The organism is Streptomyces sp. SA15, from assembly GCF_002291145.1.
GTDB lineage: Bacteria > Actinomycetota > Actinomycetes > Streptomycetales > Streptomycetaceae > Streptomyces.
This window is the reverse complement of sequence record NZ_NTGE01000169.1, coordinates 83,461-97,463: the sequence shown is the minus strand read 5'-3', so window position 1 is coordinate 97,463 and position 14,003 is coordinate 83,461. Positions and strand designations below refer to the sequence as shown.

Here is a 14,003-nt window from a genome sequence, read left to right as displayed (position 1 = left end):
ATCCGCCGCCGCGCCGCGTCCCGCTCGGCCTCGTCGCCGTCGGCCTCGGCCCGCCGCCGGGCATGGGCCCGCAGCAGCTCGGGCAGCCGTGCACGACCGTCCTCCGAGTCCCTGTCGTCCAGGAGCCCCGCCTCGCGCAGCTCGTCCAGCGCGTCCTCGGCGGCCTCGGCGCCACTGCCGAGCAGCGCGTCGAGGGCGGCCGGGGTGAAGGACGGGCCGGGGAAGTCGGCGAGCAGCCGGTAGAGCCGGGCGGCCTCGGCGCTCAGCCCGCGGTAGGCGGCGTCCCAGACCCGTTCCACCATCGGGATGCCCTTCTCGTGCAGCTCGGCCGTCAAAGACCGCAGCAGGCGGGGCAGCGGTCGCCGCGGATGGCGGCGCAGCCAGCGGCCGGCCACGTGCAGGGCGGCGGGCAGGCCCGCGCACAGCCCCAGCAGCCTGCGCGTCTCGTCCGGCTCGGCCGCGAGGCGCTCATCGCGCGTCACCCGCTGGAGCAGCTCCAGCGCGTGGGCCTCAGCCAGCGGATCCAGGGGCAGGTCGACGGCGGCGCCGGCCTGGAGGTCGTAAAGCGGTCCATGGCTGGTGACGATCGCGAGGCTCTCGCCCGAGCTGGGCAGGAGCGGTTCGACCTCGGTGTCGAAGCGGGCGTTGTCGATGACGACGACGAGCCGCTTGCCGTGGGTCAGCGACCAGTACTGCCGGGCGCGTTCCCGGAAGACCGGGGCGATCCAGTCCGACTCCAGGGCCCGCAGCAGATCGCCCAGGACGTCGGCGACATCCACCCCGCCGTCCTCGTGGCGCACCTCGTCGAGGTTGACGTAGAGCACGCCGTCCGGGTAGCGCTCCTGGACGCTGCGGGCCAGCCGGAAGGCCAGTTCCGTCTTGCCGGTGCCGGCGTATCCGCTGACCGCGAAGCACAACGGCCGCGCGCCCGGCCGCCGCTCCTCGATGGCCCGCAGAACCCGCGCCTGCTCCTCGTCACGGTCGACGAAGTGCGCCGGTTCCGGCGGAATCTGGTACACCATACGTCGCCCAACCCCGTTCGCCTCGCTGCCTGGCACGATCCGGCAGGAGCCTATCCGCAGAGGGGAGTTGATATGCCATCAGCGGGGTGGGACACGGCTCGTCACAGCGCCAGCGCCACCTGGAGCAACGGTTCGCGGCCGGCCGCCTCGGCGAACACCTCCTGCGCCACGTCCCACTCGTCCGGGCGCGTTCTGGCATACGGCCGCCAGTTCCGTACGACGACCAGCAGCCCCTTCTCGACGGCGTCATCGGGCCAGACGGTGTGGTCGGCGAGGCTGTCGGCCAGCGCGTCCCAGTTGCGGCCGAACCAGTCCGGCAACGACAGGGCATGGGCGCAGCGGTCCATCAGGCCCGCCTTGTCCGTGACCCCGTCGAGGTCCAGCGTGACCACGCGTTCCGTCATCTCGGTGCCGCCCTTCAGTACTGCCCTGAACGAGTCGTGGTGATCGCCGGTGTGTGGATCACCTTCCGTCAGGGGCCGTCCGGGTCGGACCTGTTGAGCGCGGGCCTCGGCGTCGGGCCCATGGTCATCAGGGCGTCCGCCGCCGACGTGTCGGTGACGAGGCTGGTGACGAGCCCGGACCGCAGCACCGCGTCGATCGCGGCCGCCTTCCGCTGCCCGCCCGCGATCGCGACGACCTCGGGGATACGGCGGAGCTGGTCGGCCTTGACGGTGATGCACCGTTCGCCCAGGTCCCGTCCCACCCGGCGCCCCTCGGCGTCGAAGAGGTGCGCGGACATCTCGGCGGCGACGCCGAGCGAGGCGTAGTGCGAGCGTTCCTCGTCGCTGAGCATGTCGTGCACCGTGGAGATGCCCGGCTCCCAAGAGCCGATGGAGACACAGGCGACCGTGACCTTGTCGAAGTACTCGAAGGCCCGGGCGATCCCGGTCTGGTGGCGCAGCGCCTGCGCGGTGGCCGCGTCCGGCAGCAGCATCGGCGCGTAGATGGGGTGGGCGTCGCCGCCGGAGACCTGGGCGGCCCGGCGGACGGCCTCGACCGAGCCGCGCTCGGCGGTCCCGGCGTCGTACACGCCCGTCAGCTGCACCACCGTGCACGGTGGCAGCCGGTCCAGGGCCGCGGCCATGTGGATGGTGGACCGGCCCCAGGCCAGGCCCAGTACGTCACCTTCGTTCAGGAGCTCGCCGAGCAGGTCGGCGGCCACTTCTCCCAGGTTCTCGGGGTCGGGCGTCTCCTCGGCCTCGGCCGGGGACTCGACCACGACGGCATGCCTGAGGCCGTAGCGGGCGCGGAGCGCGTCGGAGCGCTCGGCGTCCAGTTCGGCCGGCACACGGATCTCGATGCGTACGAGATCCCGTTCGAGGGCGGTCTCCAGGACCCGGGCCACCTTGAAGCGGCTGACGCCGAACTCCTCCGCGATCTGGATCTTGGACTTGCCCTCGAGGTAGAAGCGGCGGGCCATGGCCGCCGCCTGCACCAGCTCAGCGGGTCCCATCCGCATGGCTGACCGGCCCGCCGACATACCCGACACGGCGATCTCCTCACTGCTGTTCACACTCTGGATTCGCCGTTCATCCTCGCAGATCCGGCGCTGTTGATCAGCCCTGATGAGAGCCGTTCACGTTCCCTTGGCTCAGTGGTCGCACGCCCAGCTCGCCTCGGCCGTCGTCGCCTCCGCCTGGTTGCGCAATGCACGTACCGCCTCGGCCGGGTCCGATGCCCCGTACACCGCCGATCCCGCGACGAAGACGTCGGCTCCCGCGTCCGCGCACCGCTCGATGGTGGACGCCGAAACCCCGCCGTCGACCTGGAGCCACAACTCAAGACCGTGCTTGCTGATCAACTCGCGGGTGCGGCGAATCTTCGGAAGCATGATGTCGAGAAACGCCTGGCCCCCGAAGCCCGGCTCGACCGTCATGATCAGCATCATGTCGAGTTCGGGGAGCAGGTCCTCGTACGGCTCGATGGGCGTCGCGGGTTTCAGCGCCATGGAGGCGCGGGCTCCCTTGGCCCGGATCTCCCGGGCGAGCCGTACCGGAGCGGCGGCCGCCTCGACATGGAAGGTGACGGAACCCGCCCCCGCCTCTACGTACTGGGGAGCCCATCGATCCGGGGCCTCGATCATCAGATGGCAGTCCAGCGGAGTGTCCGTCGCACGGGCCAGTGACTCCACGACCGGCACACCGAGCGTGAGGTTCGGGACGAAATGGTTGTCCATGACGTCGACGTGGAGCCAGTCGGCTCCCTCCACCGCCTTCGCCTCGTCCGCGAGACGGGAGAAGTCGGCGGACAGGATGCTGGGATTGATCTGCACGGCCATGCCCCAAGACTGCCATGCGCTGCGCTGTGCTGGAACGGCGGTCCCTCGGGGCGAGGCGGTGCTTCGTCCGCGGGCCGTCCTTGGCCGGTCGCGCCCCCGCGGCGGAGCCGCATGTGTCACGGCCCCGGGCCCCTTACGGGGCGCGCCTGCGCATGCCGTATTGGGCGGCCCACCGGCTCCACAGGCGCCTACGGGGGTGGCCATGACGGAGGCCAAGAGGAACGAACGCGGCATCGCGCACCTGGTCTGCAATGCATCACGTTCGCCGCCCTCGGCACACTCCCGATGGTCTCCTTCGCGGAGATCGGCTTCGCGGTGGCGCTCGGCGTGCTGCTGGACACGTTCATCGTGCGGTCGGTGCTGGTGACGTCCCTGTTCCTGGACGTCGGCCCGAAGGTGTGGTGGCCGCACCGGCTGGCCCGCGAGGACGGCGGGGCACCGGCGATCGCCGAGCCGGAGAAGGTCAGCCGGTCCTCCGAATGACCGCCAGATACATGGCGTCGGTCCCGTGCAGATGCGGCCACAGCTGTACGTCGGGGCCGTCGCCGAGGTCCGGCATGTCCCGCAACAGGGGCCGCGCGTCGAGGAGTTCGGCCTCGGGGCGCTGCTTGAGCACGTCGTCCACGACGGCCCGGGTCTCGGCGAGGTGCGGCGAGCAGGTGGCGTAGCCGACGACGCCGCCCACCCGTACGGCGTTCAGCGCGGTGTGCAGCAGGGCGCGCTGGAGCGGCGCGAACCCGTCCAGGTCCTCGGGACGCCGGCGCCACCGTGCCTCGGGCCGCCGCCGCAGGGCGCCCAGGCCCGTGCACGGCACGTCCATCAGCACCCGGTCGAAGGAGCCGGCCCGCCACGGCGGCCGGGTCCCGTCGGCGGTGATGACCTGATAGGGCCCGGGGTTCCCGTCGAGCGCCTTCGCCACGAGCGCGGCCCGGTGCGGCTGCTTCTCCGCGGCGAGCAGCACGGCCCCGCGCTCGGCGGCGAGGGCGGCGAGCAGAGCGGCCTTGCCGCCGGGCCCGGCACACCCATCGAGCCACCTCTCGTCCCGGCCTTCGAGGGGCGCGTCGGCCAGCGCCAGCGCGACGAGCTGACTGCCCTCGTCCTGCACGCCCGCCCGGCCGTCCCGTACGGCCTCCACGGCACCGGGCTCGCCGCCCTCGGTCAGCCGTACGGCGTACGGCGACCAGCGCCCCGGCACCGCGGCGTCCTCCCGGAGCAGTTCGTCGGTGGTGGCCCGTCCCGGCCGGGCGACCAGGGTCACCTCGGGCCGCTCGTTGTCGGCCTCCAGCAGTTCCTCGATCCCGGCGCGCCCGCCGCCGAGCGAGTCCCACAGCGCGGAGACGATCCAGCGGGGATGCGAGTGCACGACGGCGAGGTGGTCCTCGGGGTCGTCGTCGTAGGGCGGCGCGACCTTCTCGAGCCACCCGTCGAGATCGTGCTGGGCGACCTTCCGCAGCACGGCGTTGACGAACTTGGCCCGCCCGTCGCCGAGTACGACACGGGCGAGTTCGACGGTGGCGGACACGGCGGCGTGGGTCGGGATCCGCGTCCCGAGCAGCTGATGCGCCCCCAGGCTGAGCACGTCGAGCACCGGCGGGTCGACGTCCCGCAGCGGCCGGTCGACACACGCGGCGATGACAGCGTCGTACGTCCCCTGCCGCCGCAGCGTCCCGTACACGAGCTCGGTCGCGAGGGCGGCGTCCCGCCCGTCGAAGTCGCCCTTCTCCCGCGCCTTGCGCAGCAGGGGCGGCAGCACGAGGTTGGCGTACGCGTCGCGCTCGTCCACCGCCCGCAGGGCCTCGAAGGCGAGGATGCGGACAGGGTCCTTCTGGGGCCGACGGTAGGGCTTGCCGGTCTTGCGGGGCCGACGGGGCTGGTCACTCACGAAAAAGGTGCTCCGGATTTCAGCGGTGGATACGCACCAAGCGTAAGGGGTCCTTGCACTATGAACGCCCGATCAGGTCGCGTGGTCTGGTGCCGTGCATCGCAAGGCGCCGGAGCGCCCTCGTGGCGGAGCCACGTGGGCGTTTCGGCAACGCGGCGAGGTGCGGTGCCAGGCCGCGCGACCCGGGCGGGCATAGTGCAAGGACCCCTAAGTCCGTGGGCCTCCACCTCACGCGCCGAGGGTCTCACCGTCGCCGATCCGCACCCCGCGCGCCCAGTCGGCGGCCTTCATCGGCTTCTTGCCCTGGGCCTGCACCCACAGCAGCTCGACGGCGTACGACCCCGTCCCGACGTGGACGTCGTTCTTGCCGACGGCGAGCGCGCCGGGGGCGAGGTCGGTCCGCTCGGGCACCGGCCGGACCTGGATCAGCTTGAGCCGCTCGCCCCGGAAAGTGGTCCAGGCGCCGGGCGCCGGGGTGCACCCGCGCACCACCCGGTCGACGCGCAGCGCGGGCGCGGCCCAGTCCACCTGGGCGTCCTCGACGGTGATCTTCGGCGCGACGGTGATGCCCTCGGCCGGCTGCGGTACGGCCTTCAGCGTGCCGTCCTCGATCCCGTCCATGGTCGCGGCGAGCAGCCCGGCGCCCGCGAAGGCGAGCCGGGTGAGCAGGTCGCCGCTGGTGTCGGTGGGCCGGATGGTCTCGGTCACCGTCCCGTAGACGGGCCCGGAGTCGAGCCCTTCCTCGATGAGGAAGGTGGAGGCCCCCGTGATCTCGTCGCCCGCCATGATGGCGTGCTGCACGGGCGCGGCCCCGCGCCAGGCGGGCAGGAGGGAGAAGTGCAGGTTGACCCAGCCGTGGGCGGGGATGTCGAGGGCGACGCGGGGCAGCAGGGCACCGTAGGCGACGACGGGACAGCAGTCCGGAGCGATCTCACGGAGCCGCTCGAGAAACTCCGGGTCCCGCGGCTTGGCGGGCTTCAGCACCTCGATACCCGCCTCCTCGGCCCGCTCGGCGACGGGCGACGCGACGAGCCTGCGTCCACGCCCGGCCGGCGCGTCGGGCCGCGTGACGACGGCGGCCACCTCGTGCCGCCCTGAGGTGAGCAGGGCGTCCAGAGCGGGAACGGCGACCTCGGGGGTACCGGCGAAGACGAGCTTCATGGGTGGGTTCGGGCCTCTCGGGCGGGGTTGGCTGCGGCAACGCACAAGTCTATGACCACGGCGGGAACAGCCGCCGACGGTGAGCAACCCCCAGGGGAGTCCAGCCTCCCGGCCAACTGGAACCGGGTGGTGCGCGGGTGGGAGACAAACCGAGGCCGAAGGCCGAGGCGCACACCCCCAGCGCAGGGGGCGTACAAACTTCCGCACACGCCCCCACTGCGTGACCCGCGGAGCGAATCCGCGTTGGTCAAGAAAGAGTTGACCACAACGGGCCGCACATCGCGCGGCCCCATCCTTTTCAACGCCGGTTCGAGAGGCTTGTTCATGGCCGACCACGCAACCCACGACGCCCAGGCTCGGGCCAGCCTGCACTTGCTGGTGCGGGACATCGAGCGGGTCCGCCGGCAGGTGGACGCACTGCGCACGCTCACCGCCCAGTTGGGCAACGTCTACCGCCCGCGCCGCTCCGGCCCCTCCACGGGCTTCGTCGTCTACGGACGCGCTCCCGCCCCGACGGTCCGTCTCGCCCAGGAACTGCGGGACAGTGTCGAGACCCTGGTCACGGCCGCCGTGGACTTCGACCGCTCACTCGGCTTCTCGTGGGACGCGGTGGGCTCCGCCCTCGGGGTCACCAAGCAGGCGGTCCATCGCCGCTACGGCGCCCGCCGCGCCGCGGCCCAGGCGGCGGCCGAGGCCGAGCAGGCCCCAGAGCCGACGGGCACCCGCCCGATCAGCGTGGGCACCGGCATCTCGACGGTGCCCACGGTCCCCGCGGCCCGCTCGATGCCGACCCAGCCGACGGCAGGCAGCCCGTCCCTACGCGACGAGGCCAGGCCAACCGCCTTCCCCGCCCCACGCAACGGCTGACCCACCCCACCTCTGCCCTCCCGGACCGCATCCGGGAGGGTAGCCGCATGTCACTGCCCGCCCCGCACAACCGCACCCGCCCGCCGCGGCCCCGCCGCGCTCCGCAGATGCCGCCCACCCGTTGCGGGCAACCGATGCCGTCAAGCTCCGGGCAGTCCTGCCGCTGGGGCGGCTCCCGACCCAAAGAGGGCGGCACCCCGTAGCGCCGGGCTGCGCGACCCACCCCCGCCCAGCACCACGCCGGGCAACCGGACAGCAGGCGGCACCCTGCCACCCGCCCCACCACCTCAGCCAATGTCAGGCGGATCAACCCGCACCCGCACCGAGGCCTCCACCCCCCCACGCGCCATCCGCGCAGCCTGCGCAGCCTTCAGCGCGGACGCCAATGCCGCCCCACTCCCCGGCGGCACCCGGATCAACGCCCGCTCCCAACGCTCCCCGGGCGGCGGCGCCCCCACCCGTCGCGGACGCCCGGCGGCCGTGACGGGCAACGGAACCGGGCCCAACACCTCCGCATCGCGCGGCAGGTCCACCGCCGCCAGAAACTCGGCGACCGCCTCCGCCGTCCCCGACACCGCCGCCATCCGCGACACCGGCGGAAACCCCAGCTCGGCCCGCTCGGAGAGCTCCCGCACCGCATGGCCGACGGGATCCCACCGCACCAGCGCCTGCACGGGCCGCAACGTGGGCTCGGCGACGATCACGACCGTGCCCCCCGCACCCTGCGGCCGTACGAGCGCCGCGGCCCCGATCCACCGCCGCAACGCGTCCTCACCGGCGCGCAGGTCGGGCCGCCCGAGCATGGCCCAGCCGTCCAGCATCAACGCGGCCGCGTACCCGCCCTCGGCGACGGGTTCGGCGCCTGGCGTACTCACGACCAGTGCGGGCGCCCCGGGCACGGTGTCCAGCACCTGCTCGCGCCCTGACGTCCGCACCGGAACGGCGGGAAACGCGCGCCCCAGTTCCTCGGCGGTCCGCCGCGCCCCCACGACCTGCGCCCGCAACCGAAACGCACCGCACTCCGGACAGTGCCAGGCACCCTCCTCGCGCCCGCACCACCCGCAGCGAAGCGCGGCCCCGGACTCCTGTCCCTCCAGGGGCCCGGAACAGTGCCGACAGCGCGCCGGCGCCCGGCAGTTGGCGCAGGCCATCCGCGGCACATACCCACGCCGAGGCACCTGTACGAGCACCGGCCCGTGCCGCAGCCCTTCCCTGACGATCTGCCAGGCGAGGGTCGGCAGCCGGGCCGCGCGGGCGGCCTCGTCGCGCGCGAGGTCCCCGTCGCCGACGGTCCGCACCAGCGGAGCGGCGGCTCGCACCTGCTCCCTCCCGGCGACGAGGGGGCGGGCCCACCCGCTCTCCACGAGTTGCGCGGCCTCGACGGTGCAGCTCCAACTCCCCAGCAGGAAGCCGCACTTGTCCTGCGCGGCCCGCAGCAACAGCACCTCGCGCGCATGGGGCTGGGGCGCATGCTGCTCGCTGTGGCTGTCGTCGCCGTCGTCCCAGAGGGCGACCAGCCCGAGGTCCTGCACCGGGGCGAACATGGCGGCCCGGGTCCCCACGACCGCCCGCACGCTCCCCCGCCGCACGGCCAGCCACTCCCGGTACCGCTTCTCGGGGCCGGCGTCCGCGGTGAGCACCGCATGCCGCCCCTCCCCCAGCAAGGCCGTCAGGGCGGCGTCGACACGCGCGACCGCCCGCCCGTCCGGCAGGACGACCAGCGCACCGCGCCCGGACGCCAGCGTCGCCGTCACGGCCCGCGCCAGCTCCTCGCTCCACTCGGGTCCCGGCAGCGCGTTCCACACGGCACGGGGTGCGCCTGCCGAGGCGAGCGACTCGAGAAACGCGGCGCCCCTCTCGTATCGGCCCCAGGAAGCCGGCTCCGGCGCCGCCGGCGGCGGGAGCGGCGCGGGCGAAGGCCGCTGCTCGGCCCGTGCGTTGCGCGGCGGTACGGCGAGCTGCAGCACATCGGCGAGACTGCCCGCATACCGGTCGGCGACGGCGCGCGCGAGTCCCAGCAGTTCCCCGCTCAGCACCCGCTCGGGCGACACGACCTGGGCGAGCGCGGCCAGGGGCCCCGAGTAGTCGCTCTCGGCCCGTCGCTCGACGAGAAACCCGTCGATCAGTCCCCCGCCCTCACGCCGCCCCTCCCGCACCCGATGCCGCCCGGCCCCGAACCGCACCCGCACGCGCACTCCGGGCTGCGCGTCGGCGTCCAGCTCCTCCGGCACGGCGTAGTCGAAGTACCGGTCGAGGTGCAGCGCGCCCTTGTCGACCAGCACCCGTGCGACAGGCAGCTCCTTGGCGAGCGCCGCCCCCCGCCAGGTCCGCGGCTTGGCCCGCGGCGCCTTGGCCTTGCGCACACTGTCCCGAATGAGCGCAAGCTGCTCGGGCGGCGGGCCCTCGCCCCCGCCGCTCACCGACCCGTTCTCGCTGCTCACACATGCATTCTTACCAAATACCACTGACAACCGACTGACAACCGACGGCGCCCGAGTTCCGCCATGGAACGCGAAGGAGGCCCGGTTCCGCGGGGGAATCCGGGCCTCGCGAAGCCGCGCGGGCTACAGCCCGGCCGCCTCCCGCAGCGCGTCCACGCGGTCGGTCCTCTCCCACGTGAACTCGGGCAGCTCGCGGCCGAAGTGGCCGTACGCCGCCGTCTGGGCGTAGATCGGGCGGAGCAGGTCGAGGTCGCGGATGATGGCGGCCGGGCGGAGGTCGAAGACCTCGTCGATCGCCTTCTCGATCTTCTCGGTGTCGATCTTGGCGGTGCCGAAGGTCTCGACGAACAGGCCGACCGGCTCGGCCTTGCCGATGGCGTAGGCGACCTGGACCTCGCAGCGGGTGGCGAGGCCCGCGGCGACGACGTTCTTGGCGACCCAGCGCATCGCGTACGCCGCCGAGCGGTCCACCTTGGACGGGTCCTTGCCGGAGAAGGCGCCGCCACCGTGGCGGGCCATGCCGCCGTACGTGTCGATGATGATCTTGCGGCCGGTCAGGCCGGCGTCACCCATCGGGCCGCCGACCTCGAAGCGGCCGGTCGGGTTGACCAGGAGGCGGTAGTTCTCGGTATCCAGCTTGATGCCGTCGTCGAGCAGCGCCTTCAGCTCCGGCTCGACGACGAACTCGCGGACGTCGGGGGCCAGCAGCGAGTCCAGGTCGATGTCGCTGGCGTGCTGTGAGGAGACCACGACCGTGTCCAGGCGGACCGCCTTGTCGCCGTCGTACTCGATGGTGACCTGCGTCTTGCCGTCGGGGCGCAGGTAGGGGATGGTGCCGTTCTTGCGGACCTCGGACAGGCGCTTCGACAGGCGGTGCGCCAGGAAGATCGGCAGCGGCATCAGGGTGGGGGTCTCGTCGGTCGCGTAACCGAACATCAGGCCCTGGTCACCCGCGCCCTGACGGTCCAGTTCGTCGTCGTCACCCTCGACCCGGGACTCGTACGCCGTGTCGACGCCCTGCGCGATGTCCGGGGACTGCGCGCCGATCGACACCGACACACCGCAGGAGGCGCCGTCGAAGCCCTTCTTCGAGGAGTCGTAGCCGATCTCCAGGATCTTGTCGCGCACGAGCTGCGCGATGGGCGCGTACGTCTTGGTGGTGACCTCTCCGGCCACGTGCACCAGACCGGTCGTGATCAGGGTCTCGACGGCGACACGGGAGGTGGGGTCCTCCTTGAGTAGCGCGTCGAGAATGGTGTCGCTGATCTGGTCAGCGATCTTGTCGGGGTGACCCTCGGTCACGGACTCCGAGGTGAACAGGCGACGGGACACAACGCTCCCTGGGGTTGCAGCGGCTGCTGGCTGATCATTGGTGGACGGGCCGGGGGCTGCGCCCGGCATGATCCGAGAACAGTTTATCGGTCGTGCTCGGCCACGGGCCTCCCTGTCTCGCCACTCGGGAGTGCTGTGACCTGCGGCACAGCATTCTGCCCAATCCCGGGCGGCCTTGGCCAGGGGCGTCGCCCCTCAATCTGCGTGGCGCGAACGATCCTTGTGCTGAAGGAAACATTCACCTCAGGCGTTTCACCACCAAGTCCCACACAGTTTCGGCCAGTGCTTCCTTCGGGCCGTGCGGGACCGGGGTCTCACTGCCGTCGGCGCCCAGCACCAGCGCCTCGTTCTCCTCGGAGCCGAACGTCTTGCGCTCCCCCACCTCGTTCACCACGAGCAGGTCACAACCCTTTCGCTGAAGCTTCTTCCGGCCGTTGGCCAGTACATCGTCCGTCTCGGCGGCGAAGCCGACGATCACTTGCCCCGGCCGTGCGCGGTCGGCCGAGATCTCCGCGAGGATGTCCGGATTCCGTACGAGGACGATGGGGTCCGGGTCCTGGGCGTCCTGCTTCTTGATCTTCCCGGACGCGTACGTCGCCGGGCGGAAGTCGGCGACCGCTGCGGCCATCACGACCGCGCCGGCGTCCGCGGCGGCCTTCAGGACCGCCTCACGCATCTGCACGGCCGTGCCGACCGGGACGACATCCACGCCGGCCGGGTCCGGCAGGCCGGTGTTCGCCGCGATCAGCGTGACGCGGGCGCCCCGCGCGGCGGCGGTGCGGGCGAGGGCGTAGCCCTGCTTGCCGGAGGAGCGGTTACCGAGGAAGCGGACGGGGTCGAGGGGCTCTCGGGTGCCGCCGGCGCTGACGACGACGTGCCGGCCGTTGAGGTCCGGCTCGGTGACGCCACGCGCGAGGACGCGGCGGCAGACCTCGAAGATCTCGGCCGGCTCGGGCAGCCGGCCCTTGCCCGTGTCGACGCCGGTGAGACGGCCGACGGCCGGCTCGATGACGACGGCGCCGCGGCGGCGCAGCGTCGCCACGTTCTCCTGGGTGGCCGGGTGTTCCCACATCTCGGTGTGCATCGCGGGGGCGAAGACCACCGGGCAGCGGGCGGTGAGCAGGGTGTTGGTGAGGAGGTCGTCGGCGAGGCCGTGGGCGGCCTTCGCGAGCGTGTCCGCGGTGGCCGGGGCGACGATCACCAGGTCGGCGTGCTGGCCGATGCGGACGTGCGGGACCTCGTGGACGTCGTCCCACACCTCGGTCGAGACGGGGTTGCCGGAGAGGGCGGACCAGGTGGCGGCGCCGACGAAGTGCAGCGCGGAGGCGGTGGGGACGACGCGGACGTCATGCCCCGACTCCGTCAGCCGTCGCAGCAGCTCACAGGCCTTGTACGCGGCGATGCCACCGCTGACCCCCAGAACGACCTTCGGCTTGTCCACCGTCTCTCCCCGCACCTCGGAAACGCAGCACCTCGGAAACGTACGCCGCGGCTCCCGGCGTACGAGTCCACTACACACCACAGGCCCGGCAGTCGCGCTGCCGGGCCTGTGGAAAAGCCAACCTCAAACCGAAAATATTACTGGGCCGGGCCCTCGACAGCCTCGGACGTCAGCAGACCCGCGTTGATCTCGCGCAGGGCGATCGACAGCGGCTTCTCGTGGACGTGGGTGTCGACGAGCGGACCGACGTACTCGAGGAGGCCCTCGCCGAGCTGCGAGTAGTACGCGTTGATCTGGCGGGCCCGCTTGGCCGCGTAGATCACGAGGCTGTACTTCGAGTCGGTGGCCTCGAGGAGCTCGTCGATCGGCGGGTTGATGATGCCCTCGGGCGCGGAGATGGAAGAGGACACGCTCTACCTTCCGATGGATGGGAAAAGATCGGTCGTGATCACATCACTCGTGATCACACAACATCCATCAAGGCTAGCAGCTCACGTGCCACGTCCTCGACGGAGGTGTTGACCAAGGTCACGTCGAACTCCGGCTCGGCCGCGAGTTCGACCTTCGCCGCGTCAAGACGGCGCTCGATCACCTCGGGCGGCTCGGTGCCCCGCCCGGTGAGTCTGCGCACGAGCTCCTCCCAGGAGGGAGGAGCCAGGAACACCAGCTGAGCGTCCGCCATGGACTCGCGGACCTGCCGGGCACCCTGGAGGTCGATCTCCAGAAGGACGGGCTCACCCGCCTCCAGCCGCTCCAGCACGGCCGCGCGCGGCGTGCCGTAGCGGTTGCCGGCGAACTCGGCCCACTCCAGCAGCTCACCGTTGGCGATCAGCTTGTCCATCTCCTCGTCGGTGACGAAGAAGTACTGGACGCCGTGCTTCTCGCCGGGGCGTGGCTTGCGGGTCGTCGCCGACACCGAGAGCCAGACCTCGGGGTGTTCCTTGCGCATATGGGCGACGACCGTGCTCTTGCCGACCCCGGAGGGGCCGGAGAGCACGGTCAGCCGCGGACGTTCACTCATGCAGCGATTATTCCAGCAATCCCGGAGTGCCCGGGACTCCTGCCCGGAGTGCCCGGATTCAGGAGCCGGTGCTGCCGAACTCACGCTCCAGGGAAGCGATCTGGTTGGAGCCGAGGCCGCGCACGCGGCGGCTCTCGGAGATGCCGAGTCGCTCCATGATCTGCTTGGCGCGGACCTTGCCCACGCCCGGCAGGGACTCGAGCAGCGCGGAGACCTTCATCTTGCCGATGACGTCGTTCTCCTGGCCCTGCTTGATGACCTCGTGCAGGGAGGCGCCGGAGTGCTTGAGTCGATTCTTGACCTCGGCCCGCTCCCGGCGAGCCGCGGCGGCCTTTTCGAGCGCGGCTGCGCGCTGTTCAGGGGTAAGGGGCGGAAGAGCCACGCCTACGTCACCTCGGATGTCGAACTGTCGGATACGGACCGGTGAGGAACCTAGTCGCCCCACACCTGGGGAGCTACGAGCAACACGCTTGCCCGTTCACTCTCGTCGGAGACTAGCGGCCAAGTCCGCCAGAGTCAGCGAGAACAGCGGAAAAGTCCTGGTCAGCCTCCGCC

General features: G+C 72.0%; 13 protein-coding genes and 1 pseudogene. 2 read left to right on the top strand and 12 right to left on the bottom strand.

Annotation, left to right across the window (positions count from 1 at the left end; genetic code table 11):
• The 4 genes from CLM62_RS38065 to rpe form a co-directional block, all read right to left on the bottom strand.
• Positions 1-1,022 (bottom strand): ATP-binding protein (locus CLM62_RS38065; RefSeq protein ID WP_143659216.1); only part of this gene is annotated, 1,022 nt, incomplete at its 3' end.
• A 101-nt stretch (positions 1,023-1,123) separates the two neighbouring features.
• Positions 1,124-1,426, bottom strand: coding sequence for a barstar family protein (locus CLM62_RS38060; protein WP_095754459.1), 303 nt, complete (start codon positions 1,424-1,426; stop codon positions 1,124-1,126).
• 68 nt (positions 1,427-1,494) lie between these two features.
• Positions 1,495-2,538, bottom strand: coding sequence for a sugar-binding transcriptional regulator (locus CLM62_RS38055; RefSeq protein ID WP_095754458.1), 1,044 nt, complete (start codon positions 2,536-2,538; stop codon positions 1,495-1,497).
• A gap of 78 nt (positions 2,539-2,616) precedes the next feature.
• Positions 2,617-3,303 (bottom strand): ribulose-phosphate 3-epimerase, encoded by a 687-nt coding sequence (gene rpe, locus CLM62_RS38050; RefSeq protein ID WP_095754457.1) that lies wholly within the window; start codon positions 3,301-3,303, stop codon positions 2,617-2,619.
• A 258-nt stretch (positions 3,304-3,561) separates the two neighbouring features.
• Between rpe and CLM62_RS38045 the strand changes: the two are divergent.
• Positions 3,562-3,786: pseudogene (locus CLM62_RS38045) on the top strand (MMPL family transporter); the annotation flags it as partial.
• On the opposite strand, the gene CLM62_RS38040 reads toward CLM62_RS38045, so the two are convergent.
• Both CLM62_RS38040 and fmt read right to left on the bottom strand, forming a co-directional pair.
• Complete coding sequence (locus tag CLM62_RS38040) at positions 3,767-5,185, bottom strand: RsmB/NOP family class I SAM-dependent RNA methyltransferase (protein WP_095754456.1); 1,419 nt, start codon at positions 5,183-5,185, stop codon at positions 3,767-3,769. The pseudogene CLM62_RS38045 and the gene CLM62_RS38040 sit on opposite strands and share 20 nt — an antisense overlap.
• A 228-nt stretch (positions 5,186-5,413) precedes the next feature.
• On the bottom strand, positions 5,414-6,346 hold the full coding sequence (gene fmt / locus CLM62_RS38030) for a methionyl-tRNA formyltransferase (protein ID WP_095754455.1): 933 nt from the start codon (positions 6,344-6,346) through the stop codon (positions 5,414-5,416).
• 324 nt (positions 6,347-6,670) lie between these two features.
• Between fmt and CLM62_RS38025 the strand changes: the two genes are divergently transcribed.
• On the top strand, positions 6,671-7,213 hold the full coding sequence (locus CLM62_RS38025; RefSeq protein ID WP_095754454.1) for a hypothetical protein: 543 nt from the start codon (positions 6,671-6,673) through the stop codon (positions 7,211-7,213).
• A 287-nt stretch (positions 7,214-7,500) separates the two neighbouring features.
• Here the strand turns inward: CLM62_RS38025 and CLM62_RS38020 are convergent, their stop codons facing one another.
• From CLM62_RS38020 to CLM62_RS37995, 6 genes are all read right to left on the bottom strand, one after another.
• Positions 7,501-9,654: a primosomal protein N' gene (locus CLM62_RS38020; RefSeq protein ID WP_095754453.1), complete on the bottom strand. Its 2,154-nt coding sequence runs from the start codon at positions 9,652-9,654 to the stop codon at positions 7,501-7,503.
• 123 nt (positions 9,655-9,777) lie between these two features.
• Entirely contained in the window at positions 9,778-10,986 is a 1,209-nt protein-coding gene (gene metK / locus CLM62_RS38015; protein ID WP_095754452.1) for a methionine adenosyltransferase, read from the bottom strand.
• A 238-nt stretch (positions 10,987-11,224) separates the two neighbouring features.
• Entirely contained in the window at positions 11,225-12,427 is a 1,203-nt protein-coding gene (gene coaBC, locus CLM62_RS38010; protein WP_095754451.1) for a bifunctional phosphopantothenoylcysteine decarboxylase/phosphopantothenate--cysteine ligase CoaBC, read from the bottom strand.
• A 137-nt stretch (positions 12,428-12,564) separates the two neighbouring features.
• The gene (gene rpoZ / locus CLM62_RS38005) at positions 12,565-12,837 is read right to left on the bottom strand and encodes a DNA-directed RNA polymerase subunit omega (RefSeq protein ID WP_003988945.1); all 273 of its coding nucleotides are present in this window, start codon (positions 12,835-12,837) and stop codon (positions 12,565-12,567) included.
• Positions 12,838-12,890: 53 nt separating this feature from the next.
• Positions 12,891-13,448, bottom strand: coding sequence for a guanylate kinase (gene gmk, locus CLM62_RS38000; protein WP_095754450.1), 558 nt, complete (start codon positions 13,446-13,448; stop codon positions 12,891-12,893).
• A 58-nt stretch (positions 13,449-13,506) separates the two neighbouring features.
• Entirely contained in the window at positions 13,507-13,830 is a 324-nt protein-coding gene (locus CLM62_RS37995; RefSeq protein WP_003977346.1) for an integration host factor, read from the bottom strand.
• Positions 13,831-14,003 lie beyond the last annotated feature (173 nt).